This is a genomic window from Ochrobactrum quorumnocens, assembly GCF_002278035.1.
GTDB lineage: Bacteria > Pseudomonadota > Alphaproteobacteria > Rhizobiales > Rhizobiaceae > Brucella > Brucella quorumnocens.
In genome coordinates this window covers 193,873-219,218 of sequence record NZ_CP022604.1, presented here as the reverse complement: position 1 = coordinate 219,218, position 25,346 = coordinate 193,873, and the positions used below count along the sequence as shown (strand labels likewise).

Below are 25,346 nucleotides of genomic sequence, written 5' to 3'. Positions count from 1 at the left end.
AGTTAGGGCTGTTACGTGCGCAGCAGGTTTTCGCAGAGGATTCAAACGGAGCTTGAAATCAACCTAACCGAAAGACTGCAGCGGGAGGTCATCGCGTTTACTCTCGCTCAGAAAAGAATGAGAGTCCCCTCAAAGGATACCCACTCTCATTCTGTAGGGGCAGGTGCAAATCTGCCCCTACCCTTTTACTCAGAGCGCGTTTCGCTCTCACTGTTTGTTTTAACGAGCATCTTTTCCGAATACCGTATAGATGCACCAAAAACTAAGAAGCGCCGGCTGAGTTTTCAGTCCGACGCTTCAAATTTTCCAGAGTGTATCAGTATGCATGCGGATAATTTCATTCCTCGCTGAATTTATTGCCGTACATTTTGTGCAGCTTGCAAGCGACTTCGGTGCGGTTGGCGGCACCGATCTTTCTCATAATGTTATGAACATGCGCCTTTACTGTGCCTTCACTCATGCCAAGTTCAAACGCAATGATCTTGTTGGACTTACCCACTCGGATTGCATGAACGACTTCAATCTCGCGTACCGTCAATAACTCGCCCAATACATCGTCGCTCAAGTCCTCCGGCGGCGGTTTCATCAGCATCGAAGCTGGCACATACATCCCACCCGCCAAGGCAAGATGAATGGCCTCCACGCAAATCTTGATATCGACCGATGTCGGAATGTAGCCGCGCGCTCCAATCTCCATCGCACGCAAAACCTGCGACCACTCCTCACGTTCGGCAAGGAGTACGAGCGGTATCGGATGCCATGCCTTTACCGCAGCCTCCACCTCATCGGAAAAAAACGGATCGGCGAGACGTTTTGATCCGATATGCATGAGAATAACGATTGCACCATTCAACGCCATGTTCTTATCGATAGATGCATAGCTAACGACGGGCAGTTTCAGTCCGTTCATCATTAGTCCGTTGAAGAGGCACTCCCGCTCCAGATTGCTTTTACAGACGAGCGTTAAATGTGGCTCACTCTGCACAGGCAAACCGGCCGAATATCCTCTGTCTTTTGTTCGCTCACCTATAGCAATAGAAACTCCATCGCCGCTGCCATCAGGTGTCGCCCATAAGTACTGTTCTCTAACTTCCAACATTGCTTAGTTTCCCCTGTTACTCAGGTTTGCATTCGACGCAAAACACTAGTCATGCTAAAAACTGCGCTAGTTTATTAGGATTTTTATTGCCAACCCCGGTGAAGACTGGTCTAAATATTGCTATCGTCAAATAAACGTGTCATTAACTTATGTTAGCGCTTTATAAAAAAATGTAGTCACCATTAGAACGACTTCGGGAACAGAAAGTTATAAATTCTATAACTTTCGTTGGGCATAGGCAGCAAATGCATAGTGGTAACCTGAACACCACCGCCCTACTGATCGACGGCTTGGTTAGCTTATTGGAGTCTCCTCCAATTCTGGCCAAATTAAACACGCAAGAAAAACAAGCTTTGCAGTCTCTCGTCATTTCCGAGAGCAGTTATCCTGCTGATGCCGTCATCATTGATCAGGGCGCTCGTATAAGAAGTATTCATCTGGTGCGTTCAGGCTGGGGATGCGTTTATCGCGATCTTTCGAGTGGCGAACGCCAAATCATCGACTTTCCCATGCGATGTGACTTTGTTGGGCTGAGAACCGCTGACGGTTACAGCTACAATACGATCAAGACGATCACACCGATGTCGGTTTATGAAATACCGCTAACATCGCTGGAAAAAACAATCTGGCAGATTCCCAGACTGAGCATGATTTTCATTGAGCTTCTTTCGCGGCAGCGTTCGATGCTCATTGAACACCTGACGAATGTTGGCTGCCGAAGCGCATTTGTCCGCACGGCGCATCTTTTGCTGGAGCTTTCAGATCGCGTCAAATCCTGCGGAATGGGTGAGCCAGACTCATTTTATTGTCCACTCACACAGTATCAGCTCGCGGACGCCCTGGGCCTGACCCCCATTCATCTCAATCGCATGATGCGTGAGTTGCGCGAAGAAGGGCTCGTGATGTTCAGATCGTATAAGGTTGAAATTCTCGACAGGCAAAGACTGGTCGAAATTGCCGAATATGACGGCGAGTTCATGCGAATGTCCGTATTTGGCAAAACGAAGTAGTTTCACCGGTTTCGCATACATATTTTTTTGGAATATTAATTAAGAAGAAAATGGTCGGAGCGAGAGGATTCGAACCTCCGACCCTCTGGTCCCAAACCAGATGCGCTACCAGGCTGCGCTACGCTCCGTGTCCATATAATCGTGACTCTTAAGCCCGACCGTGAAGCGGCTTATAGCGCTGCCGTTTTCAAGTCGCAAGGGGCGTATGCGCTTTTTTTCCAGTCTTTTGAAGACATGTCCCGATTAGCCGACTTATCAGTTGCACAGAGGGGCTTTGAAGCTGCTTACAGCGGTTCCTGTTAATATTGAATGGTTGGAACCGCTGCAACTATTTGTCTTTACGCATTTCCGAACGCAAAACCGGTTCCCACTTTTGCTGGAAATGCTTTAGTTTAAGCAAAAACAGGAACTGTCCCTGCGCCATAAGCGACAAAATCGGGATTGGCGAAGCTTTGCACCGTGCCATCGGACCGTTGACCGTAAGTCAGTGGAAGCGCATCAAATGTGGTCGTCATTCCGCCAGCCGCGCGAAGTACTGCGTCACCAGCCGCCGTATCCCACTCCATTGTCGGGCCAAAGCGGGGATATAAATCGGCTTCACCGCGCGCAATCATGCAAAATTTGAGCGAAGACCCTACGGAAACACTATCGCCGATCTGGTTGGCCTTCAGAAACTGCTCTGTCTCCGTTGTAATATGAGACCGGCTGCACACCACGACGCGCTTCGCAGGAGCGATGCGCGCCTTAATCGATCGTTGGCTTTTGGCGATATGGTCAAAACTCGTTACAATTTCAACAGCACCATCAGGGCTTCCCACATAGAGAAGATTGCGCACCGGCGCATAGACCAGACCAGCCACAGGTGCACCGTCTTCTATAAGCGCGATATTCACTGTGAAGTCGCCATTGCGCAGTAGAAACTCCCTCGTTCCATCCAGTGGATCGATCAGCAGGAATTTTCGTCCCAGATGCGCAGGCAAGCGCCCTGCAGCCGCCTCTTCTTCTGCCACCACCGGAATATTGGAGGCAACAGAAGCGAGCGCGGAGAGAATAATGGCTTCAGCCGCATGATCCGCCTCAGTGACCGGCGACTGATCCTTCTTGGCGCTCACCGCACATCCATCGGTATAATGCTTCATGATCACGCGCCCGGCCTCAAGCGTCGCCTCTTGCAAAACGGCAAGAAGTGCCTGGCCGTCAAGATCAGCTTTTGGAGAGGCGGATATCTTCATTTTCTCAAATCGACCAGGAATCGCTGCCATAGCTGCCGATAACACCACGTTCGGCCAGATACTTTTCCACCTCTGCGACGAGTTCGTCAATGTCACGACCTGCGGTGTTGAGATGTAACTCGGGTGAAAGCGGTGTTTCATAAGGAGAATCGATACCCGTAAAGGCTTTGATCTCGCCTCGCAGTGCCTGCGCATAAAGCCCCTTCGGATCACGCGCCATGCATTCCTCAATCGGTGTGTCGACAAAGATTTCGATGAACTCACCTTCCGGCAGCCGTGAACGCACGCGATCCCGTTCAGAGCAGAACGGCGAAATGAACGATACCAGCGTAATCAGCCCAGCATCGGCCATCAGCCCCGCCACTTCACCAACACGGCGGATATTTTCCGCCCTATCTTCGTCGGAAAAGCCGAGATCGCTATTGAGACCATGACGCACATTATCGCCATCGAGCAAATAGGTATGTTTGCCGAGCGCGTGAAGCCGTTGTTCGAGCCGGTTGGCGATCGTGGACTTTCCAGATGCTGAAAGCCCCGTGAACCAAAGCACGGCAGGCTTCTGGAATTTTTGCGCAGCACGCGCCTGCTTGTCGAGATCAAAAGCCTGCAGATGCACATTGGTCGCCTGACGCAGCGCACTATCGATCATGCCGGCACCAACAGTTGCATTGGTGAGACGGTCAATCAGCACGAAAGCGCCCGTCACGCGGTTATCCGCATAAGGATCAAATATAATCTGATCCGCCGTCTGAAGATGGCAGAAGCCAACCTCGTTCAGATCCAGTTGTGTGACGTCTTCCTGCGCGAACGTGTTGACGTCAGTGCGGTACTTGATCTCGTTGATCGTGACCGGTGTTTGGTCCGTTTCGGTACGCAGGAGATAGGAACGGCCCGGCAGCAAAGCCTCTTCGCCAAACCAGACCACATTCGCGCTGAAACGGTCGGCCACTTCTGGGCGTGCCTCAGCTCCCACAAGCATGTTACCGCGAGAGACCTCGATCTCGTCTTCGAGAACCAGAGTTACCGCCTGCCCTTCGGAAGCACGCGGTAAATCCCCATCATAAGTGGCGATGCGTTTGATCTTCGATTGCTTGCCCGACTTTGCGACAACAACTGTGTCGCCTTGTGCGATTACACCAGAAGCAATGGTCCCGGAAAAACCGCGAAAATCGAGATTAGGCCGGTTTACATATTGTACGGGCAAGCGAAATGGCCTGGCATTCGCTTCCGTATCAATCCGCACCGTTTCCAGATGTTCAAGCAGATATGGCCCTTCATACCAATCGATACGTGGAGACAGGCTGGTAACATTATCCCCGTAGCGTGCCGAAAGCGGAATGGCCTGGATGCTCGCAAAGCCTAATTCTTTGGCGAAGCTCATATAATCAGCGACAATTCCGTCAAAGGCTTCTTGTGAGAAATCAACCAGATCGATCTTGTTGACGGCCACCACAATATGCCGAATGCCTAAGAGCGAAGCGATGAAGGAGTGACGACGCGTCTGTGTCAGCACGCCCTGACGTGCATCGATCAGCACAACAGCAAGATCGGCAGTCGATGCGCCAGTTGCCATGTTGCGCGTATACTGTGCATGGCCGGGCGTGTCAGCTACGATGAATTTGCGGCGCGGCGTTGAGAAAAAGCGATAAGCGACATCAATGGTGATGCCCTGCTCGCGCTCTGCCTCCAGACCATCAACCAGCAGGGCAAAGTCAAAATCATCTTCGGTCGTGCCGAACTTGCGACTGTCGTTCTTCAGCGTCGCAAGCTGGTCTTCAAAAATCAGCTTGGTATCGTAAAGAAGGCGACCGATCAGCGTGGACTTACCGTCATCAACGGAGCCGCAAGTGAGAAAGCGCAGAAGCGTTTTGCGCTCCTGATCGGCCAGAAAATCGCTGACGGCTGCACTTGTTACAGAGGGCTTTAGTACGGCGTTCATCAGAAATAGCCCTCTCGCTTCTTCTTTTCCATTGAACCAGCCTCATCGCGGTCAATGGCGCGGCCCTGACGCTCGGATGTGCGGGCGATCAGCATTTCTTCGACAATATCGGACAGATTGGTGGCGCTTGATTCAATCGCGCCAGTGAGCGGGTAGCAACCGAGTGTGCGGAAGCGCACCAGGCGTTCTTCCACCTTTTCACCGGGACGAAGCGTCATGCGGTCGTCATCGACCTTGATCAGCATGCCATCGCGCTCAACCACAGGACGGTTCGCGGCGAAATAGAGCGGCACAATCGGGATATTTTCCTGCAGGATATACTGCCAGATATCCAGCTCGGTCCAGTTGGAGAGCGGAAAGACGCGGATCGATTCACCAGCTGAAACCCTCGTATTATAGACCCTCCACATTTCAGGACGCTGGTTCTTAGGGTCCCAGCCGTGCTGTGCATTGCGGAACGAAAAAATGCGCTCCTTGGCGCGGGATTTTTCTTCATCTCGGCGCGCGCCACCGAAAGCAGCATCGAACTTGTATTTATCAAGTGCCTGTCTCAGTCCCACCGTTTTCATAACATGGGTGTGAACATTGGAGCCATGGGAGAAGGGGCCAACACCATCGCGCACGCCGTCTTCATTGATATGCACCAGCAGCTCAAAGCCCTTTTCGCGGGTCTGCGCATCGCGAAACTCGATCATCTCGCGGAATTTCCATGTCGTATCGACATGCAGGAAAGGAAATGGCGGTGGGGCAGGATAGAATGCCTTCATCGCCAGATGCAGCATCACCGACGAGTCCTTGCCCACCGAATATAGCATAACCGGATTGGAGAAGGTCGCGGCAACCTCGCGAAAGATATGAATTGCTTCTGCTTCCAGACGCTCAAGATGCGTCAGGTTCTTGGTCAGGGATGCGTGATGCACGTCTGTTTCTCCCGGAAACCGGATCGGACTTTAACTTCGACGCGCATCTAATCCGAAAACCGTTTCACACTTTTCGGGATGCGCTTTATACCAAGGCGGCTCAAGATGCTGACGCATCACGCCTTGAAAATGTTCAATCGCCACACGGGCTTAACCAAAGTCCGATGAGTCTTACTCAATGAACTTTGGTTTTAGAGCGTCGTGCGTCCTTTCGGACGCACAAAGCACGATGCGTAGTAGCTGGCGGGAGGGTGGGCAGATGCCTTGATCCGGCGCTAGCGTGGAAAACCACTCTGAGCGCATTGTCGTGAAAGACAGGACAAAAGGAAAAGTATGCTATCGCTTATTGCGAGAGGCTTGAGCGAAAACTTGCCTGTTTTTTGCCAGAAGCAGGAACAAACTTGCGCAGCATCAAGAAACTGTATTCTAAGCCAAGTGACGGAAAATACTACTAAATTTGTGGTATTAAAGCGGTTTTTTGAAGGGCAAAACTTTTGTCAAACAAGGATTGAAGCATCCTTCGGTCCAAACCGCCGAAGGATAGAAGTTATTAGAACGCGTTTTGATCTGATTGGATCAGATCGGCGCTCTAATTTGGTCTATTTCAGTATATTCTTATCAATCCTCGTTTCACTCCGGTCAGATTCTGCTCTAGAGCAGGCCAAAAGTCCGCGCCTTGGCGACAGCCTGTACCTTGTTCACAGCAACAAGTTTGATGAGAACATTGCTGATATGAAAATTAACGGTCCGGGTCGAGATATTGAGGATCCTACCGATAATCTCAGCAGTCTTTCCTTCGCTCGTCCACCGCAGGATCTCGCGCTCACGTGCCGTCAGATTAACCTCCGCCACACAATTGATGCTGGGAACATCGACATGTTCATACATGGCAAGATGCAGAAGATTGGTTACAATCTGCATCTGGCGACGCAACATCGAGATTTCGCCTTCTGACAAAGCTGGTCTCTCGCGCAGGAATGTGAGAATTCCAACCCCCCCCTGAGCCGCCCAGCATGGCTGGGAAATACCAGCCTTCAAACCAAACGCTTGTGCATCCGCCCATATTTGGGGAGCTTCCGCAAACTGTCGAGCCGACCAAACCAAAGGCTCGATGCTATTTATCCCTCGCCTAATAATCGGATCAATATCCGCGTATTTCTTGGCGACGTAGTGCTTCTGCCAGCCGTCGGGCAAGGATTCAAAACGCACCCAGCGAGCAACACTGTTCAGAGACGGCACACACATGGTATATGAAGCATATTGAAAGCCGAGCGCTTCAGCATAAGATCTAGAGCAATTTCCCATCAGAAAGCATCATACCCGGCAGCCTTGAAGTAATTCCGGCATTCGTCAGGTTTGAACTGTTTGATGGCGTCGGCGATGGCCTGCCACAAGTCAGGGACGGTTCTGGCGGCTGCGGCCCGAAGCAAGGCCTTCAGTTTGGAGAATGCCATTTCAATCGGATTGAAGTCGGGTGAATACGGCGGCAGGTAGAACAGGCCTGCCCCTGCCGCTTCGATGGCGTCGCGAACGCCTGCAACCTTGTGGGCGGGAAGATTGTCCATGATGACGATATCGCCAGGCGTCAGTTCGGGAACGAGAACCTGGCTGACATAGGCAAGGAACGCGTCGCCGTTCATCGGGCCGTCCAGCACCATGGGAGCTGCCATGCCGCCCAGTCGAAGGCCGGCGGTGAACGTCGTGGTCTTCCAATGACCATGCGGGACGGATGCCCGGCACCGCTGACCTTTCGGTGCTCGACCATACAGGCGCGCCATCTTCGTTGAAGCAGAGGTTTCGTCGATGAATACCAGACGCTCGGGATCGAGGTCTGGTTGGCTTTCGAACCACTCCTGGCGCTTTTGCATCAAAGCTGGTCGCTCCTGTTCGGCCGCGTGCGCCGTCTTTTTTTACGCGTGATCCCGTGCCGGTCGAAGAACCGCCAGAGCGTGCCGATCCCGGCCCTTATGCCACTCTCAGCCAACCGCACTTTGATTTCGGCAAGGGTGATATCCGGCGTCGTCTCGTAAAGCGCAAGGATCGTGGCGGCATGGGCGTCGATGTGTTTCGAACGACGGTCGCCGCCCTGCTTGTCGGATTGAATGGTTCCGGTGTCGCTGAACTGCTTCTGCCAGCGAATAGCACTGGCGGCGCTCACACCAAACCGCTCAGCCGCTTGTCTGCGGGACATACCGGTGGCAATCGCATTCACAACGCGCTGGCGAAGATCGAGTGAAAGAGCTTTAGCCATCCATGCTGGCCTCCTTCACCAGCAGGGATGTTGAATCAGTTCGACACTGATTTGAAAACCCTGATTGATTCAATCAGACGGGAAATCGCTCTAACGTGTTCAAATAACTGCTCTGCATTATCGGATGATTGTATCTTCTCGTATAAATCTTCCCATTTCATTGCATGAATCCCAACATTTTCCTTATGAAGCAATATTTACTCTAAAAACGCTGCAAGCATACACACTCCGGCATCGATATATTGCCAGACAAACAAATATAAACTGAAGGGATTCTATGGCGCCGGAATCCGCGAATTCAAATCATCGACTACAAAACCGTAAGCCACCTGTATTACATAACACATGATTCTTGGGTCAGCCATACATAATGATTTCAAGATTTTTCGGCATTTTCAAAAAGCCAATATTTATTCTATGAAAATAAAACTTTAGTAAATTAAATATAAAGACCCCATAATGCGGGGCCTTTATATTTATTATTTAATAAACTACTTAAGCAGCTGCTTCAACTGGCTCCGGTGTTTGCCCCGGTATATAGTTGAGGATCGGTCCCAGCCAGCGCTCAACCTCCTCAACGCTCATGCCTTTACGTTCAGCGTAATCCTCAACCTGATCACGCTCTACTTTGGCAACGCCGAAATAATAGCTTTCCGGATGACCGATATAGAGCCCCGAAACCGATGAGCCCGGCCACATGGAATAGCTTTCCGTCAGCTCAACCCCAGTTTGAGTGGTCGCATCAAGCAGCTCAAACAGTGTTGATTTTTCGGTGTGATCAGGCTGCGCCGGATAGCCAGGTGCGGGGCGGATACCCGCATAACGCTCGTGGATCAGATCGTCGTTCGGCAGTTCTTCACCCGGCGCATAGCCCCAGAACTCGTTGCGCACGCGCTGATGCATCAATTCCGCAAAAGCTTCAGCGAAGCGGTCCGCCAGCGCTTTAACGAGAATTGACGAATAGTCGTCATTGGCTCGCTCAAAACGCTCTGCAATTGCCACTTCCTCAATGCCTGCGGTCACAACGAAGCCGCCAACATAATCCTGCTTGCCGCTGTCGAGAGGCGCTACGAAGTCCGACATAGCAACATTTGGACGACCGTCGCGCTTGGACAATTGCTGGCGTAGCGTGAAGAAGGTCGCAAGCGCTTCCTTCTGGCTCTCATCAGTGAAGAGACGGATATCGTCGCCCACCGTATTGGCGGGCCAGAAACCGATAACGGCGCGCGGTGCAAACCACTTTTCTTCAATGATCTTGGCAAGCATTGTCTGCGCGTCTGCCCAAAGCGCACGCGCGGCTTCGCCCTGTTTTTCATCTTCGAGAATTGCCGGATAGCGCCCCTTCATCTCCCAGGTCTGGAAGAAAGGCGTCCAGTCGATATAACGAGCAATTGCTGCGAGATCGTAGTTCTCGAACGTCTTGGTGCCAAGGAAAGTCGGCTTCGGCGGGTTGTAAGCATCCCAGTCGAGCTTATGCGCGTTCTCGCGCGCACGAGCCAACGGCAAGCGCTTCTTATCCGCTTCGTTACGCGCATGTGCTGCTGCAACCTTGGCATATTCAGAACGGATATCTTCGATATAGCATGCCTTGTTTTCCGGTGACAGAAGATTGGAAACGACGCCAACCGCACGGCTGGCATCGATCACATAAACCGCCTGTCCCTGCTCATAACGCGGATGAATTTTCACCGCCGTATGAACACGGCTGGTTGTCGCACCGCCAATCAGCAACGGCACGTTAAAGCCCTCGCGTTCCATTTCGGCCGCGACATGCACCATCTCGTCGAGAGATGGCGTAATCAGGCCCGAAAGGCCGATCACATCGACATTTTCCGCGCGCGCAGTATCGAGAATTTTCTGTGTCGGCACCATCACGCCAAGATCGATGATCTCGTAATTGTTGCAGGCGAGAACCACGCCAACAATGTTCTTGCCGATGTCATGCACATCACCCTTCACGGTTGCCATCAGCACTTTTCCTGCACTCTGGCGGCCTTCGCCACCGCTCAGGCGCTTTTCTTCTTCCATGTAAGGGAGAAGCACCGCAACAGCCTGCTTCATCACGCGTGCGGATTTAACCACCTGGGGCAGGAACATTTTGCCCGAACCAAACAGATCGCCGACCACATTCATGCCGGCCATCAGCGGGCCTTCGATCACATGCAGCGGACGCGCTGCGGCCAGACGAGCTTCTTCGGTATCAGCTTCGATATATTCAGTAATGCCGTTGACCAGCGCATGCGCCAACCGCTTTTCGACTGACCATTCACGCCAGCTCAGATCTTGCGTTTTGGCTTCCCTTGTACCGCTATCCCGGAAACGTTCGGCAATTTCCAGCAGGCGTTCGGTTCCGTCTGCACGACGATTGAGCACCACATCTTCGCAGGCCTCGCGCAGTTCCGGATCAATCGTGTCATAAACGGCGAGCTGACCGGCATTGACGATGCCCATATCCATGCCAACCTGAATGGCATGATAGAGGAAGACAGCATGCATCGCTTCGCGCACCGGCTCATTGCCACGGAACGAGAACGACAGATTGGAAACACCGCCGGAAATATGGGCGTGCGGCAAGGTTGAAGTAATCTTGCGCGTGGCCTCAATGAAATCGACGCCGTAATTATTGTGCTCATCAATACCGGTCGCGACCGCAAAGACGTTCGGATCGAAGATGATATCTTCCGGTGGGAAGCCGACCTGCTCGGTCAGTATCTTGTAAGCGCGAGTGCAGATTTCGACTTTGCGCTGTTCCGTATCAGCCTGCCCGGTTTCATCAAATGCCATGACCACAACTGCCGCGCCATAGGAGCGGACCAGTCGCGCATGATGCAGGAAGGCTTCCTCGCCTTCTTTGAGCGAGATGGAATTGACGATGGGCTTGCCTTGCACGCATTTAAGACCAGCTTCGATCACGTCCCATTTAGAACTATCGATCATCACTGGCACGCGAGCGATGTCCGGCTCAGCTGCAATCAGGTTGAGATACTCAACCATGATCTTCTGGCTGTCGATCAGGCCTTCATCCATATTGATGTCGATGATCTGCGCGCCGTTTTCCACCTGATCGCGGGCAACAACGAGTGCTGCCGAATAATCACCAGCCGTAATCAGCTTGCGAAAGCGGGCAGAGCCGGTAACGTTGGTACGCTCACCGATATTGACGAAGGGAATGTCTTTGGTCAGCGTGAAAGGCTCAAGGCCAGACAAGCGCATCAATGGTGGCACGTTAACCGGCTTGCGCGGCGGATGCTTGGCGACAGCCGCAGCGATTGCGCGAATATGGTCAGGCGTCGAGCCACAGCAACCGCCAACCACGTTGACGAGGCCTTCACGCGCGAAATCTTCGATCTGCGCGGCCATTGCTTCCGGGCTTTCGTCGTACTGACCGAATTCATTCGGCAGACCGGCATTTGGATAGGCACAGACAAACGTATCGGCGATGCCTGCGATTTCCGCCAGATGTTCACGCATCGCATTGGCGCCGAGCGCGCAATTAAGGCCAATGGTGAAAGGCTTGGCATGGCGCAGCGAATACCAGAATGCCGTCGGCGTCTGGCCGGAAAGCGTACGACCTGAAAGATCGGTAATCGTGCCGGAAATCATGACCGGCAGATGTACGCCCTTCTCGATAAATACTTCTTCGGCAGCAAAGACTGCAGCCTTTGCATTCAGCGTATCGAAGATCGTTTCAATCAGAATGATATCGGAGCCGCCGTCCATCAATCCGCGAATCTGATCAGCATAGGCGATACGCAGATCATCGAAGGTGACTGCACGATAGCCCGGATTGTTCACGTCCGGCGAAAGCGAGGCGGTACGGTTTGTCGGTCCGAGTGCGCCTGCAACAAAGCGGCGGCGACCGTCTTTCTGCTGAGCGCGCAAGGCTGCACGTCGGGCAAGGCGCGCGCCATCGCGGTTCAGTTCGTAAACCGCATCCTCCATGCCGTAATCGGCCTGAGCGATGGTAGTTGAAGAAAACGTATTGGTTTCAAGAATATCCGCTCCAGCCATGGCGTAAGCATAGTGAATTTCTTCAATCGCCTTTGGCTGGGTGAGTGTCAGAAGATCGTTGTTGCCCTGAAGCTGGCAGTCGCAGGCACCAAAACGTTCGCCGCGAAAATGCTCTTCGTGAAAGCCGAGCCCCTGAATCTGCGTACCCATGGCCCCATCGAGAATCAGAATGCGCTCTCTAGCGGCCTGGGTCAGTGCTGCGAGCACTTCCGAACCGTCCGGCTTTGCTGCCGTTGCACCAAAAAGATTATCGAGGGAAGACGTCATAGGGGATTACCGCCTGTATTCAAATACGCTTCATCGCTACAACACCGGCCGAAATCCGCAAAGGATTTTCAATTAATCCAGTGTGTAGATCACATCACATCGTGCGCGTTCGAAGGTTTTGCGTAAACCCACAACGCACAAGCACCGCTTAATGACATAAACATATCTTTATGTCAATTCTGAACGCATGTTTTAGGCCCCTACACAGGCCTTCACCCAACTGTTGCCAAGGGGAAGAAAAAGTGAGCATTCGCAGCCACCTACCCGCCATATTGCTGGAGCAAAATCGCCTTCAGGGACAGCGAGACCATAAGCGCTATGCGCTCTATTCTTGTTTTTCGCATGTCGAGATCGGAAAACCCGTCCCCACTTTTCCGCGACATGTTTCAGGGAGAACCCGATGAAGAAACTTGCATCTTCCTTCTTCGCAGCGTGTCTGTCACTCGGCATAGGTGTGCCCGCCATCACAGCAAGCGCAAATGCGGCACAGCCAACAGCGCTTATCGCACCTGCAATCACACCCAGCGCGCAGGCTCCGGTCGAGAACGTGCAATACTACGATTACCGCGGAGATCGACGCCATTGGCGTCATGATCGGCCACGTTATCGCGATGGATACAGGCATTATCGCCCGCATTATCGGCCGTATTATCGAGATTGGGGTCCGCCGGTCTATCGTCATCCGCCGCGCTATCGCCCAGCCCCGATGTATCGTGGTGGCAACGCGCATGTGCGCTGGTGCTACAATCGCTATCGCTCCTACCGCGCATATGACAATACGTTCCAGCCCAATTATGGGCCAAGGCGTCAGTGCTATTCGCCCTATATTTAAACAAAAAAGCCCCGGACAATCCGGGGCTTTTTTGTAATGCTATAAGCTTCGAAAGTCAGGTTACGAAAGCGCCGATAGAAGCTGCGACCAGTCCGATCGCAATGGCGATCATCACGCCATAGACGCGGGGCTTATCGAAAAGCACTGCAAAAGCAGAGAACCAGGCTACCACCGCTGCACCCAGCGCGAAAAGAAAACCCGGCTTATCGCCATGATAAAGATTGGCTGCCATCAGTGCACCGACGATCAGCGCACCAAAAACGATCATCAGCCCTGTGGCATAGCGTTCGTAATCGTCCATTTAAAATTCCTCGTCCCGATCACGCCAAAACGCGCGCCAGAAGATATCACTCAATCATTTGGCCATTTAAAGACATGCAACTTTCCATGTCACTGGCGGGTTACTCTCACACAATCACTATTTGCGTCGTTCTTCAACCATTTCGCTGTGCCGTCCGCTGCAAATATTGCGAATTTCACGCAAGCGTTTTCACGGAAACGACCAACTCATGTTATGATTGCTGCTATGGAATCGTCAGGTCTCAGCATATTTGAAACACCGATAGGCCCTTGCGGCATCGCTTGGCATGCAGACAAAATCGTCGGCGTGGAAATCGGCGATGCCGATGAAAACGAGACCCGTTACAGGCTGAAAAGCCGCTTTTCCGAAATAGAAGTCACATCCCCACCTGTTTTCATCACGGAAGCGATCGACAATGTTCGCGTGTTGCTTGAAGGCGGCGATCCGGACTTTTCCGTAACGCCTCTCGCACTTGATTCGGTACCAGACCTCAATCGCAGGGTCTATGAAATCCTTCTGGAACTCAAAGCTGGTGAAACCATCACCTATGGCGCAATCGCGCGCAGGCTCGGTGATGTCAGTCTTTCGCAGGCAGTTGGCTATGCGCTCGGCAAAAACCCGTTTCCGATCATTGTCCCCTGCCATCGGGTTTTAGGCTCCAATGGCAAAGTCGGCGGTTTTTCGGCTGCGGGTGGTACAGCGACCAAGCTGCGCCTGCTCAATATCGAACGCGCCAGAACATCACTTGAGCCGGATTTGTTCGGTGGTCTGCCTTTGCAGGCACGACCAACAACCGAAGATTAATTGCGCAAATCCCAATGACCCGATTCACGCAGCTGATCTATGATCAATCCGACAGCTTCTTCGGGTGAGAACAACGCCGTGTCGATCACAAGATGCGGTCTGTCCCAAGGCTCATATTGACGAGACTGAACAGCGCTCCATGTCGGCTGAGATCGATCTTGAGACTTCTCTCTACGTGTCTCAACGCGTCTTTTGTGCTCCGCTAAATCAGAACAGATGATTTCGACTTCCACCAGCGGCACATTCGCAGATAGCGCAAGAGATCTATAAGCATCACGCGTAATTTTGAGCGGATTCACAGAATCTGCAATGACCATATGCCCCAACGATAGATTATCGGAGGCAAGCCGGTATGCGGTCATATAGCCCGAAACGCCTGGCTTTCCCTGCTGTGAAAGCACATCGGAAGCAATGATTGCGTTCTCGATCGTATCAATACGCAAATAAAAAGCGGGCAAAATGCCCGCCAGTTTATGTGCAATCGTACTTTTTCCAACACCCGGCAAACCTGCAAATACGATAAACATATGCCTGCCACCTCGATCAGAGCCAGAATGGGTAAAGTCTATCAGCCCTTGTCAGTTACGACATCTGCGGAGAAACGCAGTTCACGCATAGGGCGCACATATTGCGTGGATGCATCATAGGTCGGATGGTTTTTATAAGCGAAGAGCGCTTCCTCATCCTTGAACTCGGCATAGACAACAAGATCAATTGCGTTGCCCATCGGGTCGACCTTGGAATTCGGCAGAACTTCAAAAACGTCGGAATAAGGAATAGTGCCCAACTGCTCCAAGCCCTTGCGGACGACATCGATGTCCTGATCTGGCTTGACGCTGAAGAAAACAATGTGGCGGATCACGTCTTGTCTCCAAATCCAGAGCGGTTCCGGATAATATGAAACCTTTGACCGCTCTATCTTTTTATTTTGACGCATTATCCGACGCAAAACCGCTTCGCACTTTTGCTGGAAATGCTTTGATGGGGCGTATCTACCCCATCAAGCGAACAAGCAAAACCACAAAAAAGGTGATTGCTAAGAATTAGCCTGCCTTTACCCGACGCCAGGCGAACCCACCCTCCTGCTGCACCGAACCACGGCCGGGCTGATAATAACCGGGCGTATCCACAAGACGCTGCTCGCCAAGGCGGCTTTGGGCCACCTTGTTGGTTACCTGAAGGCTGTCAAACCCGGTGCGCAGCATAAGAGCTGCCTGATCGATCAGCACATCGCCTGTCGCCCGCAATTCGCCTTCAAAGCCCGCACGACGCAGAACTTCTGCCTTTGAATAGGAACGGCCATCGTTGAAGGCCGGAAACTGTAAGGCAATAACCGGCAGGCTGTCGAGATGATCGAATAGTGGCTCGACCTTTTCACCCGGCGTCACCAACACACCTATGCGGCGATTGGAAGAACGACGCAGCTCCTCATCAAATCCCAACCAGACGGCCAAAGGGATGATGATCGCGGGCGCATCACCTGCGGTTTCCAGATCATCCGCAAAAATATAGTCGTCTTCACGAAAGCCTTGCTCAGACCAGAGCTTCGTTTCCAAGATCGTTTCACTCATTTCGGGTCCAAAGCTCCAAGATTATTCAGGCTTTCAGCAAGGCCGGTCAGATGGATGCCGCATTCGGTCTTTTCCGATCCCGCCCAGCGTCCGGCACGCTGATCTTCGTCATCACGGACTGGTCGTGTGCAGGGCATGCAACCAATGGAGCGATACCCCTGCGTGGTCAGTGGGTGCACGGGAAGGTCGTACTTTTGCGCATAGGCGCGCAAGTCTTCCGACTGCATATGCGCAAGCGGATTGATGCGGATACGCGGGCCGACAGATTCAAAAACCGGCAAAGCATTGCGGGTGGAGGCCTGAAATTGCTTCCGGCCTGTCATCCACGCGCGATAAGGTGCGACGGCACGCGCCATCGGTTCAACCTTGCGAATGAAGCAGCAGCGATCCTTGTCGGTCATCGACAAAGCACCGAACGGATCATCGGCTTTCACGTTTTCCTCAAGCGGCAGAATATCCTGAACATCCGTCAGACCCAGCCGTTCTACGAGATCATGCCTATAATCGAGCGTTGCGCGGAAATGCTTACCCGTATCGAGAAACAGAACCGGTGTTGCCGGATCGATCTGCGCGATCATGTGCAACAGAATGGCGGACTCCGCTCCAAACGACGAGACGACTGCGATGCGTCCTTCAAAGAGTTCGTGGATGCTGAGTGCGATCACCTCTTGCGGAGAGGAAGCGCCATGACTTCCTTCCAGCAGACGGGCTTGCGCCTCCGCTCTCTGGTCCGAACTGGGATCAGCGTCAGGCCGCACGGCTCACCTCTCCATAAAGCGCGCGCTTGAAGGGCTCCATGCCAACCCGACGGTAAGCATTGAGGAATGTTTCCTTATCGCTCTCGCGCAAACCGAGATAGGTATCGACGACAGTCTCGATGGCATCGACCACTTCTTCGGAAGAAAATCCACGTCCCGTGATGTCGCCAATCGACGTATGCTCATCGCCGGAACCGCCAAGCGTGATCTGATAGAGTTCTTCGCCCTTCTTCTCGACGCCAAGAATACCAATATGCCCGACATGATGATGACCGCAGGCATTAATGCAGCCGGAAATCTTGATCTTGAGATCGCCGATTTCAAGCTGGCGCTGCTGATCGCCAAAGCGTTCCGAAATACGCTGCGCGACCGGGATCGAGCGCGCATTGGCCAGCGCACAATAATCAAGGCCCGGACATGCGATGATATCTGTGATGAGACCGGCATTGGCCGTCACCAGACCATCGGAGGCGAGCAGATCATAGACCGCAGGAAGGTCAGCCTTGGCCACATGCGGCAGAACCAGATTCTGCTCATGGCTGACGCGGATTTCATCGAACGAATAGGTTTCGGCAATATCCGCCACCAGTTCCATCTGCTCGGCGCTGGCATCACCCGGAATCCCACCGATAGGCTTCAACGAAACCGTGACAACGGCATAATCGGGATTCTTGTGTGGCGTTACATTGCGCCTGGTCCAGGCCGCAAAATCGGCATCGGACTTCTGCGTAACAGCCAGAATTTCCCAGCCTTCGGGACGCTGCGGCAGGTCCGGCATCCTGAAATAGCTTTCAATCGTATCAATATCACGCTGCGGCAGTTGTAGATCACCGTAGCGGATCTGTTCCCATTCGGCGTCAATCTCCTGTACCAACGGCTCAACGCCAGTTTCATGCACGAGAATTTTGATGCGCGCCTTATATTTATTATCGCGGCGACCGTATAGGTTATAGACACGCACGATAGCCGTCACATAGGTCAGCATGTCTTCGACCGGCAGGAAGTCGCGGATTTTTTTGGCGACCATTGGAGTACGCCCCTGCCCGCCCCCGATATAAACAGCAAGGCCAAGTTCGCCTGCTTCGTTCTTTTTAAGCTGCAAGCCTATGTCATGCACCTGAATGGCCGCACGATCCTGCTCTGAGCCGACAATCGCTATCTTGAACTTGCGCGGCAGATAAGAAAACTCCGGATGCAGTGACGACCACTGACGGAGAATCTCGGCAAACGGGCGTGGATCGGTGACTTCGTCGTGCGCAGCCCCTGCAAAATGATCGGCTGTCACGTTGCGAATGCAATTTCCCGACGTCTGGATTGCATGCATTTCCACTTCGGCCAGCTCTTCCAGAATTTGCGGCACATCCTTAAGCGCTGGCCAGTTGTATTGGATATTCTGACGCGTCGTGAAATGCGCGAAGCCACGGTCATAATCCCGCGCAATGGAGCCAAGCCTGCGCAGCTGGCGGCTCGACAATGTGCCATAAGGGATCGCAACACGCAGCATATAGGCATGTAATTGCAGATAAAGACCGTTCATCAGCCGCAAAGGCTTGAACTGGTCTTCCGTCAATTCGCCAGAAAGGCGACGCCCAACCTGATCCTTGAACTGTGCAACGCGGGCCGCAACAAAGTCACGGTCAAATTCATCATAACGATACATATTTACTTCCGATATTCAGATCAGGAGGCTTGCTTTAACGCTGGTTGACCAAGCGTAATGATGGTGGGACCGGAGAGTCGGATACGTTCGCGGAGGCGAATGGGATAAAGCCCTTCGTCGCGCTCTTCGACATCGATGACATTCACGTCGACAACCAGATTGGCTTTCGCTGCGACTTTACCTGCTTCTTCAAGTGCGCTGACGGCTTCCGCATGACGGGCAACCAACGCACCATCGATGGTTTCCTGCCATGATCCGTCAGCGCCAAGCCACACAGCCTGTCCATCGATGAGCCGGTTTGCAGTGAGAACTTTTACAACCATTTTCCCAACTCCTGAACTTTGAGCGCATTTCGATCTGATTAAGTCAGATCGGCGCTACGTTCGTTTTTTCTTCACGCGCATCTTTTCCGAAAACCGGGGTCCACTTTTCGGGATGCGCTTTAAGCTGCAACAAGGCTTGGCTTGACTGCCAGCGCCTGCGCCTTGTCGATAGCGGCGCCTGCAACAGCATCGCCGATGATGACCATGACCGGACCGGAGAGTTCTTTGCGCTCTTCCAGAGACGGGAGATCTTTCAATGTTCCATGAAACAGCCGCTTATCCTTGCGGCTGGCATTCTCAACAACCGCGACCGCCGTATCTTCATGCAGACCGGCAGAGATCAGACGGCTTGCAACCGAGGCTGCAACACTTGAACCCATATAGACGGCAATTGTTGCCCCGGAGACAGCAAGCTTGGCCCAGCCCGGCAGCACATCGCCTGCCATGTCATGGCCAGTCGTAAATACCAACGAAGAAGCAACACCACGCAAAGTCAGCGGTAGTTCCATATCGGCTGCGGCGGCGAAAGCGGACGTGATGCCCGGCACGATTTCAAAGCCGATACCCGCGGCGCGCAATGCCGCCATTTCCTCGCCAGCGCGACCAAAAACAAGCGGATCGCCTGCTTTCAGGCGCACCACACGCTTACCCTCACGACCAAGGCGGACCAGAAGATCGTTGATTTCATTCTGACTCTTGGAATGGCAACCTTTGCGTTTGCCTACCGCTAGGCGTTCGGCATCGCGGCGGCCCATGGCGATCACACCTTCCGGCACCAGCGCGTCATGCACGATGACATCCGCTTCCATCAGAACGCGATGGGCGCGCAAGGTCAGCAGGTCTTCTGCGCCAGGACCAGCACCGACAAGCCAGACGTAGCCGGCAGCGTTTTGCGACTGAGCGATCAACTCATTTGCGGCTTTGTATGCGCTCTCACGATCACCGTTTTCAACAGCACGCGCTACGGAGCCGGAGAAGAAACCGCGCCAGAAACTGCGGCGGGCCAGGCCTTTTGGCAGAAGCTTTTCGACCAGCGGACGCCAGCTTTCGGCATAATGCGCCAATTCGCCAAGACGTGGTGAGAAGGCTGCATCGATGCGCGCACGCACCATCTGCGCCAGCACAGGGGCTGATCCTTCCGTGCCAATCGCAATCGCAATCGGTGCGCGGTTCACGATGGCAGGTGTCAGGAAATCGCAAAGGGCTGGACGGTCCACAACATTGACCGGGATTTTCTCAGCCTTCACGCTGGCTGCAATGGTGCGGTCCTTTGCCTCGTCGCCGGTTGCGACAAAAACCAGCTTCGCACCTTCAAGATGTTCTGGTCTGAAAGCTTCCTCTGCTTGCTCCGCACCATGGCTTTCAATGAAAGCTGTCAGAGCGGGCTCGAACTCTTCCGCAACAATCCGCAAACGAGCAGATGTCTGAGCTACGAGGCGCGCTTTGTTGAGCGCTTCCTCGCCACCGCCGACAATAACCACCAGCTCTTCCGAAACACGGAAGAAGGCAGGAAAATCAGCAAGAAGACGCGGTTGTGATTGGGACACGAGACTATCCTTTTTCAGATAGCGGCCATTATCCCCGGAGTGGTGAAATTTTATAAGAAACGGGCTTGCGCGCGCAAATCGCGCGGAGCATCACTTTTTCTCGGAAAAGGCTTTTTGAGGATTTTAATTCCTGTTTGCCCCAAATTATATCCCATAATTTTTATAGGATTTACATTAACTTAGCTATAGTTGTCAGACGTGAAAAATGCCGGAACATGTTTGGGCCAGCGACGTGGAAGTACGGCCACAAGGTCAAACCGCAACGACAGCCGAGCATAATCTGGCTGACGTTGCAGCCACATATCGGCAGCCCCTTCGATGCGACGCATAGCGGACGATGTGACGGCAAGTTGCGCTGCCTCCACACTCGATCGTGCTTTGACTTCTACAATGAGAATGAGATCACCACGCCGGGCAATAAGATCAATCTCACCAAGCCTAGTGCGATAGCGGCGCGCGACGATACGAAACCCCTTGAGCATAAGCGCGAAAGCGGCCAAGCGCTCGGCGCTGTGTCCGCGAAAGAAAGCAACACGCTTTTTCTCGCGGAAATCACTCATCAGCCTTGCGCCTTCAGCTGCATCAATCGCTGATAAAGTACCGATTTCTGCCCACCCGTCATGCGCGCGGCCTCGCCTGCGGCTTTTGACGGCGGAAGTTCCTCAGCAAGCGATAAAAGCAACTTGTCTATATCTTCTTCGCTTTGCGGACCGGCTTCCCCTGAAGGCGGGCCGACCAGCAGCACCACCTCACCGCGAATTCGGTCTTCGCCATCGAACTGCTTGGACAATTCACCGAGCGTCGTGGTCACGATGGTCTCATAGGCTTTGGTCAGTTCACGGCAAAGCGCTGCTTTCCGATCTGCGCCGAAAACCTCGACCATATCAGCCAATGTTGCCGCGGAGCGGTTCGGTGATTCATAGAAAACCAGCGTCGCATCTATATTCTTGAGGCTCTCAAGCTTCGATTGTTTCTGACCATGCTTGACTGGCAGAAAACCGCAAAACATGAACGCATCGGTTGGCAACCCTGAAGCTGCAAGGGCTGCAAGAAGCGCCGATGCGCCCGGAATTGGCACAACCCGGATACCCGCATCACGCGCTTCACCAACCAGCCGGAAACCCGGATCGGACACGAGTGGCGTTCCGGCATCCGAAACAAGCGCAACACTCTTGCCAGCCTGCAAGGCAGCGATGAGCTTTGGACCTGCTTCATTGGCATTATGTTCATGATAGCTGATCGGACGACGCACAATGCCATAACGATCCAGCAACACGCGGGTAACGCGGGTGTCTTCACAGGCCACAATGTCAGCGCTTGCCAGCGTTTCTAGTCCGCGCAAAGTCATATCGCCGAGATTGCCAATCGGGGTCGAGACGATATAGAGCGCAGATTCAATGGGTCGGGCACGCTGGGCGGTGCCACCAACCACAAATTCGCGCTTCACATCGTCGTATAATTCGGTCATTCCGTATCCTTATGCAGGCCTATATTTATGCCGCAAGATCAGCCAAAAGCGCATCAAGCACCAAAGCGCCATCCGGGGTCGCACGGATGAAATCCCCATCCATCGGTTCGATCATGCCCGATGCAACCAGTCTCGCAAGACGTTGTCTGTCGATATCGTGTCCCGTCAGGCGACGATATCGATCAAGATCAATGCCTTCACGCAGACGCAATCCCATCATCAGGAATTCATCGCCTTCCTGATCGCGTTCAAGATATTCTTCTTCGTTGATGCCATGACCACGCTGCTCGACCTTTTCGAGCCATGTTTCCGGATGTTTTTCCGTGATCGTTACAGTGCGAGCGCCATTCTCAACGAAACGCCCATGAGCGCCGGGGCCGATACCGACATATTGCCCATAGCGCCAGTAAACTAGGTTGTGCTGCGATTCACGTCCAGGCACGGCATGGTTCGAAATTTCGTAAGCCGGAAGGCCATACTCCGCTGTCACCTTCTGCGTTTCCTCATAGAGAGCCGCAGCGTGATCGGGGTCAGGCGTAGTCAGTTTGCCCGCTTTCCACAGATTATAAAACTGCGTGCCTTCCTCGATGGTCAGCTGGTAGAGCGACAGATGATCGGCAGCCAGATCAATTGCTTCTTTCAGCTCTTCACGCCAGGCTTCAATCGTCTGGTTGGGGCGCGCATAGATGAGATCGAAAGACAGACGCGGGAAAATCTCACGCGCCAACCGAATTGCGGCCTTAGCCTCCTCGACCGAATGCATACGACCTAAACGGCGCAGATCGGTGTCATTCAATGCCTGAATGCCGAGCGACACGCGATTGACGCCAGCTGCACGATAGCCGCGAAAGCGTTCAGCTTCCACGCTCGTCGGATTGGCTTCCAGCGTGACTTCAATGTCGGGTGCCACCGACCAGCGCGATGCGATACCGTCGAGCAGGCTGCCAACCGTTGAAGGCTGCATCAGCGATGGCGTGCCTCCGCCCAGAAATATACTGGTGATGGTACGCGGGCCGGTGCGGGCACGCAATGTGTCCATCTCCCGGTTGAAGGCTTGCGCAAAGCGCTGCTGATCAACCGGCTGATGACGCACGTGACTGTTAAAGTCGCAATAGGGGCATTTGGCGAGGCAAAACGGCCAATGCACGTAAACACCAAACGCACTCTCCCCATCCGTACGCGTGAGCGGCAAAATATCAGCATTATCGGCGGGTAGAGAAAAATGATGGTTCATTCAGCGGGGTCCGAAACAACGTCAAGTGCCTTTTCAGCGAAAAGCTTGAAAGCGCGCGCACGATGCGAAAGAGCTGACGCATCGCCCGGCTTCCAGCCGTGCTTTTCGTCGGCGGTCATTTCACCAAAGGTCTTTTGATAGCCATCGGGCTTAAACACCGGATCATAACCGAAACCAATATCGCCCCGCGGTGGCCAGATCAGCGTGCCTTCCACTTCACCACGGTAATATTGTGCTTCACCATCCGGCCAAGCAAGGCAGATCACTGAAACAAAGCGTGCTTTACGCTTATCTGGCGTCGTCGCGCCCTTTTCCTGCAAAAGATCTTCGACCTTCTGCATTGCCATGTTGAAATCGCGCGTGCCGTCTTCAGTTTCTGCCCAGTCAGCCGTGTAAACGCCGGGTTCGCCATCAAGTGCATCCACGGCCATACCGGAATCATCAGAAAGCGATGGCAGACCCGTGGCCTGTGCTGCGGCCAGCGCCTTGATGTAAGCGTTTTCCTCAAAAGTTGTGCCGGTTTCTTCCGGCTCAGGGAGGCCGAGAGCCGCAACAGAACTGACCTCAAAACCAAACGGGGCGATCAGCCCATCAAACTCGCGCAGTTTGCCCGCATTGTGCGATGCGACGATCAGTTTGCCTTTTTCAAGTGCTCTCATTTCAGTCCTGTTTTTTTCAACGCATGATCTCATCCGAAAACCGGTTCCCACTTTTCGGGATCATGCCCTTTATCCACACATGATCTTAGCCGAAAACCGGTTCCCACTTTTCGGGATCATGCTTTAATTCCAAAGTTTCGACTCAGCGAATTCCAACGAGTTGCCGAAGGGATCACGAAAATAAATCGAACGTGCGCCGTTTGGCCATTCGAAATCAGACTCGATCGCAATGTCCTGCTTTTCGAGATAAGTGCGCCAAGCGTCAATCTCATGACGCGCGGCTGCAAAACAGACATGCCCCGGGCCCGTTGTACCATGAGGCGGCACCGGCAGCGATCCCGGTGCAGGCGGCTTCAATGTTTCTTCCGCCTTGAAGAGCAGCAAAATGCCGTCACCACAGCGGAAGAATGCATTGCGTTCGCTGACTTTGCCCACCGGCGCAAGCCCTATGATGTCGCGATAGAACTTAATCGCTTCGGCAACATCCCGGACATAGAGCGCAGTTTCAAGAATGCGGGCTGCCTGCATAGCCTTGGCCTCCTCTTAGAGCGCTTTCAATTTCTCTGAATCAGAGGAAACGCTCCAAATATTTGTTTTTGAGCGCATCTTGTCCGAAAACCGCTTCACACTTTTCGGGATGCGCTCTAACCAGAGAAGGCCTTAACTATCAGGCAATGGCTGCTTTCTGCAACTCGACGAGCTGATTAATGCCGCCGCGTGCAAGCTTCATAAGCGATGCGAACTCTTCTTCCGAGAACGGTGCACCTTCAGCCGTACCCTGAATTTCGACGATGCCGCCCTGGCCAGTCATCACGAAATTGCTGTCGGTTTGAGCAGCCGAATCCTCTGCATAATCTAGATCAAGCACCGGCTGGCCTTCATAAATGCCGCAAGAGATGGCGGCGATATGATCTTTGAGCACTTTCTCGATGCGGATCATCTGACGCGCTTCCATCCAGCGAAGGCAATCATGCAATGCAACCCAGCCGCCGGTGATGGCTGCTGTGCGCGTGCCGCCATCGGCTTGAATAACGTCGCAGTCAACCGTGATCTGGAATTCGCCAAGTGCCTGAAGATCAACAACTGCCCGCAACGAACGCCCGATCAGACGCTGGATTTCCTGCGTGCGACCGCCCTGCTTGCCGCTTGCCGCTTCACGGCGCATACGATCACCCGTCGAGCGCGGAAGCATGCCATATTCGGCCGTGACCCAGCCCTTGCCGCTATTACGTATCCAGCCCGGGACCTTTTCCTCAAGGCTAGCCGTGCACAGAACATGGGTGTCGCCAAACTTGACGAGGCAAGAGCCTTCGGCATGCTTGGAAACGCCGCGCTCAAAAGACACGGCGCGCATTTCATCGACAGCGCGCTTGGATGGACGCATGGTAATTCCTCAATTCGTTTTTCGTTGCGGCTTTTTAGGCCTGTCGCACAAGAATGGAAAGGAATTTCGCAAGATC

At 53.2% G+C, this 25,346-nt stretch carries 24 protein-coding genes and 1 tRNA gene; 3 read left to right on the top strand and 22 right to left on the bottom strand.

Annotation, left to right across the window (positions count from 1 at the left end; genetic code table 11):
* Positions 1–337: 337 nt before the first annotated feature.
* Positions 338–1,099, bottom strand: a complete 762-nt coding sequence (locus tag CES85_RS10475) for a helix-turn-helix transcriptional regulator (RefSeq protein ID WP_095445941.1) — start codon at positions 1,097–1,099, stop codon at positions 338–340.
* A 245-nt stretch (positions 1,100–1,344) separates the two neighbouring features.
* On the opposite strand from CES85_RS10475, the gene CES85_RS10470 reads away from it, so the two are divergent.
* Entirely contained in the window at positions 1,345–2,109 is a 765-nt protein-coding gene (locus CES85_RS10470) for a Crp/Fnr family transcriptional regulator (RefSeq protein WP_095445940.1), read from the top strand.
* A 51-nt stretch (positions 2,110–2,160) separates the two neighbouring features.
* On the opposite strand, the gene CES85_RS10465 is transcribed toward CES85_RS10470, so the two are convergent.
* From CES85_RS10465 to metH, 7 genes are all read right to left on the bottom strand, one after another.
* A tRNA-Pro gene (locus CES85_RS10465) sits at positions 2,161–2,237 on the bottom strand.
* Between the two features lie 264 nt (positions 2,238–2,501).
* Positions 2,502–3,341: a 3'(2'),5'-bisphosphate nucleotidase CysQ gene (gene cysQ, locus CES85_RS10460; protein WP_095447833.1), complete on the bottom strand. Its 840-nt coding sequence runs from the start codon at positions 3,339–3,341 to the stop codon at positions 2,502–2,504.
* Positions 3,342–3,345: 4 nt separating this feature from the next.
* Positions 3,346–5,280: a sulfate adenylyltransferase subunit CysN gene (gene cysN / locus CES85_RS10455; protein WP_095445939.1), complete on the bottom strand. Its 1,935-nt coding sequence runs from the start codon at positions 5,278–5,280 to the stop codon at positions 3,346–3,348.
* Complete coding sequence (gene cysD / locus CES85_RS10450) at positions 5,280–6,200, bottom strand: sulfate adenylyltransferase subunit CysD (RefSeq protein ID WP_095445938.1); 921 nt, start codon at positions 6,198–6,200, stop codon at positions 5,280–5,282. The genes cysN and cysD overlap by 1 nt, the downstream gene beginning before the upstream one ends.
* A gap of 651 nt (positions 6,201–6,851) precedes the next feature.
* Positions 6,852–7,505 carry an autoinducer binding domain-containing protein gene (locus CES85_RS10445; protein WP_095445937.1) on the bottom strand — a complete coding sequence of 218 codons (654 nt, stop codon included), beginning with the start codon at positions 7,503–7,505 and terminating at the stop codon, positions 6,852–6,854.
* A protein-coding gene (locus tag CES85_RS10440) for an IS630 family transposase (protein ID WP_095444992.1) occupies positions 7,505–8,451 on the bottom strand; the annotation gives its coding sequence in 2 pieces (ribosomal slippage) (positions 7,505–8,106 and positions 8,106–8,451; 948 coding nt in all). The genes CES85_RS10445 and CES85_RS10440 overlap by 1 nt, the downstream gene beginning before the upstream one ends.
* A gap of 495 nt (positions 8,452–8,946) precedes the next feature.
* Positions 8,947–12,729: a methionine synthase gene (metH, locus tag CES85_RS10435; protein WP_095445936.1), complete on the bottom strand. Its 3,783-nt coding sequence runs from the start codon at positions 12,727–12,729 to the stop codon at positions 8,947–8,949.
* A gap of 400 nt (positions 12,730–13,129) precedes the next feature.
* On the opposite strand from metH, the gene CES85_RS10430 reads away from it, so the two are divergent.
* Positions 13,130–13,561 (top strand): BA14K family protein, encoded by a 432-nt coding sequence (locus tag CES85_RS10430; protein ID WP_095445935.1) that lies wholly within the window; start codon positions 13,130–13,132, stop codon positions 13,559–13,561.
* Positions 13,562–13,616: 55 nt separating this feature from the next.
* Here CES85_RS10430 and CES85_RS10425 read toward each other — a convergent pair whose 3' ends face one another.
* Positions 13,617–13,862, bottom strand: a complete 246-nt coding sequence (locus tag CES85_RS10425; protein ID WP_094578781.1) for a hypothetical protein — start codon at positions 13,860–13,862, stop codon at positions 13,617–13,619.
* A gap of 225 nt (positions 13,863–14,087) precedes the next feature.
* Here CES85_RS10425 and CES85_RS10420 point away from each other — a divergent pair, with 225 nt between their 5' ends.
* On the top strand, positions 14,088–14,666 hold the full coding sequence (locus CES85_RS10420) for a methylated-DNA--[protein]-cysteine S-methyltransferase (RefSeq protein WP_095447832.1): 579 nt from the start codon (positions 14,088–14,090) through the stop codon (positions 14,664–14,666).
* Here the strand turns inward: CES85_RS10420 and CES85_RS10415 are convergent.
* The 13 genes from CES85_RS10415 to rph all read right to left on the bottom strand — a co-directional run bounded on the left by CES85_RS10415 (position 14,663) and on the right by rph (position 25,270).
* Positions 14,663–15,193: a P-loop nucleotide/nucleoside kinase family protein gene (locus CES85_RS10415; RefSeq protein WP_095445934.1), complete on the bottom strand. Its 531-nt coding sequence runs from the start codon at positions 15,191–15,193 to the stop codon at positions 14,663–14,665. The genes CES85_RS10420 and CES85_RS10415 overlap by 4 nt on opposite strands.
* Positions 15,194–15,234: 41 nt before the next feature.
* The gene (locus tag CES85_RS10410) at positions 15,235–15,528 is read right to left on the bottom strand and encodes a Dabb family protein (protein ID WP_007873331.1); all 294 of its coding nucleotides are present in this window, start codon (positions 15,526–15,528) and stop codon (positions 15,235–15,237) included.
* 181 nt (positions 15,529–15,709) lie between these two features.
* Positions 15,710–16,237, bottom strand: coding sequence for a DUF934 domain-containing protein (locus tag CES85_RS10405; RefSeq protein ID WP_095445933.1), 528 nt, complete (start codon positions 16,235–16,237; stop codon positions 15,710–15,712).
* Positions 16,234–16,995 carry a phosphoadenylyl-sulfate reductase gene (locus tag CES85_RS10400; protein WP_095445932.1) on the bottom strand — a complete coding sequence of 254 codons (762 nt, stop codon included), beginning with the start codon at positions 16,993–16,995 and terminating at the stop codon, positions 16,234–16,236. The genes CES85_RS10405 and CES85_RS10400 overlap by 4 nt, the downstream gene beginning before the upstream one ends.
* A complete protein-coding gene (locus tag CES85_RS10395; RefSeq protein ID WP_095445931.1) occupies positions 16,985–18,655 on the bottom strand; it encodes a nitrite/sulfite reductase in 1,671 nt (556 codons plus the stop codon). The genes CES85_RS10400 and CES85_RS10395 overlap by 11 nt, the downstream gene beginning before the upstream one ends.
* Before the next feature lie 20 nt (positions 18,656–18,675).
* A complete protein-coding gene (locus tag CES85_RS10390) occupies positions 18,676–18,978 on the bottom strand; it encodes a DUF2849 domain-containing protein (RefSeq protein ID WP_095445930.1) in 303 nt (100 codons plus the stop codon).
* Positions 18,979–19,097: 119 nt separating this feature from the next.
* Positions 19,098–20,525 carry a siroheme synthase CysG gene (gene cysG, locus CES85_RS10385; RefSeq protein WP_095445929.1) on the bottom strand — a complete coding sequence of 476 codons (1,428 nt, stop codon included), beginning with the start codon at positions 20,523–20,525 and terminating at the stop codon, positions 19,098–19,100.
* Between the two features lie 179 nt (positions 20,526–20,704).
* Positions 20,705–21,085, bottom strand: a complete 381-nt coding sequence (locus CES85_RS10380) for a YraN family protein (protein ID WP_095445928.1) — start codon at positions 21,083–21,085, stop codon at positions 20,705–20,707.
* Entirely contained in the window at positions 21,085–21,993 is a 909-nt protein-coding gene (gene rsmI, locus CES85_RS10375; protein ID WP_095445927.1) for a 16S rRNA (cytidine(1402)-2'-O)-methyltransferase, read from the bottom strand. Before rsmI ends, CES85_RS10380 begins: the two co-directional genes overlap by 1 nt.
* A 25-nt stretch (positions 21,994–22,018) precedes the next feature.
* Positions 22,019–23,227 carry a radical SAM family heme chaperone HemW gene (gene hemW / locus CES85_RS10370; protein ID WP_208636301.1) on the bottom strand — a complete coding sequence of 403 codons (1,209 nt, stop codon included), beginning with the start codon at positions 23,225–23,227 and terminating at the stop codon, positions 22,019–22,021.
* On the bottom strand, positions 23,224–23,886 hold the full coding sequence (gene rdgB, locus CES85_RS10365; protein ID WP_095445926.1) for an RdgB/HAM1 family non-canonical purine NTP pyrophosphatase: 663 nt from the start codon (positions 23,884–23,886) through the stop codon (positions 23,224–23,226). The genes hemW and rdgB overlap by 4 nt, the downstream gene beginning before the upstream one ends.
* Positions 23,887–24,009: 123 nt before the next feature.
* Complete coding sequence (locus tag CES85_RS10360) at positions 24,010–24,414, bottom strand: VOC family protein (protein ID WP_095445925.1); 405 nt, start codon at positions 24,412–24,414, stop codon at positions 24,010–24,012.
* Between the two features lie 139 nt (positions 24,415–24,553).
* Complete coding sequence (gene rph / locus CES85_RS10355; RefSeq protein ID WP_095445924.1) at positions 24,554–25,270, bottom strand: ribonuclease PH; 717 nt, start codon at positions 25,268–25,270, stop codon at positions 24,554–24,556.
* Positions 25,271–25,346: the final 76 nt, after the last annotated feature.

What these genes read in the sequence shown, in the direction of transcription:
- CES85_RS10475 (WP_095445941.1), bottom strand. Translation starts at nt 1,099, where the DNA reads ATGTTGGAAGTTAGAGAACAGTACTTATGGGCGACACCTGATGGCAGC.
- CES85_RS10470 (WP_095445940.1), top strand. Translation starts at nt 1,345, where the DNA reads ATGCATAGTGGTAACCTGAACACCACCGCCCTACTGATCGACGGCTTG.
- cysQ (WP_095447833.1), bottom strand. Translation starts at nt 3,341, where the DNA reads ATGAAGATATCCGCCTCTCCAAAAGCTGATCTTGACGGCCAGGCACTT.
- cysN (WP_095445939.1), bottom strand. Translation starts at nt 5,280, where the DNA reads ATGAACGCCGTACTAAAGCCCTCTGTAACAAGTGCAGCCGTCAGCGAT.
- CES85_RS10445 (WP_095445937.1), bottom strand. Translation starts at nt 7,505, where the DNA reads ATGGGAAATTGCTCTAGATCTTATGCTGAAGCGCTCGGCTTTCAATAT.
- metH (WP_095445936.1), bottom strand. Translation starts at nt 12,729, where the DNA reads ATGACGTCTTCCCTCGATAATCTTTTTGGTGCAACGGCAGCAAAGCCG.
- CES85_RS10430 (WP_095445935.1), top strand. Translation starts at nt 13,130, where the DNA reads ATGAAGAAACTTGCATCTTCCTTCTTCGCAGCGTGTCTGTCACTCGGC.
- CES85_RS10425 (WP_094578781.1), bottom strand. Translation starts at nt 13,862, where the DNA reads ATGGACGATTACGAACGCTATGCCACAGGGCTGATGATCGTTTTTGGT.
- CES85_RS10420 (WP_095447832.1), top strand. Translation starts at nt 14,088, where the DNA reads ATGGAATCGTCAGGTCTCAGCATATTTGAAACACCGATAGGCCCTTGC.
- CES85_RS10415 (WP_095445934.1), bottom strand. Translation starts at nt 15,193, where the DNA reads ATGTTTATCGTATTTGCAGGTTTGCCGGGTGTTGGAAAAAGTACGATT.
- CES85_RS10405 (WP_095445933.1), bottom strand. Translation starts at nt 16,237, where the DNA reads ATGAGTGAAACGATCTTGGAAACGAAGCTCTGGTCTGAGCAAGGCTTT.
- CES85_RS10395 (WP_095445931.1), bottom strand. Translation starts at nt 18,655, where the DNA reads ATGTATCGTTATGATGAATTTGACCGTGACTTTGTTGCGGCCCGCGTT.
- CES85_RS10390 (WP_095445930.1), bottom strand. Translation starts at nt 18,978, where the DNA reads ATGGTTGTAAAAGTTCTCACTGCAAACCGGCTCATCGATGGACAGGCT.
- CES85_RS10380 (WP_095445928.1), bottom strand. Translation starts at nt 21,085, where the DNA reads ATGAGTGATTTCCGCGAGAAAAAGCGTGTTGCTTTCTTTCGCGGACAC.
- rsmI (WP_095445927.1), bottom strand. Translation starts at nt 21,993, where the DNA reads ATGACCGAATTATACGACGATGTGAAGCGCGAATTTGTGGTTGGTGGC.
- hemW (WP_208636301.1), bottom strand. Translation starts at nt 23,227, where the DNA reads ATGAACCATCATTTTTCTCTACCCGCCGATAATGCTGATATTTTGCCG.
- rdgB (WP_095445926.1), bottom strand. Translation starts at nt 23,886, where the DNA reads ATGAGAGCACTTGAAAAAGGCAAACTGATCGTCGCATCGCACAATGCG.
- CES85_RS10360 (WP_095445925.1), bottom strand. Translation starts at nt 24,414, where the DNA reads ATGCAGGCAGCCCGCATTCTTGAAACTGCGCTCTATGTCCGGGATGTT.
- rph (WP_095445924.1), bottom strand. Translation starts at nt 25,270, where the DNA reads ATGCGTCCATCCAAGCGCGCTGTCGATGAAATGCGCGCCGTGTCTTTT.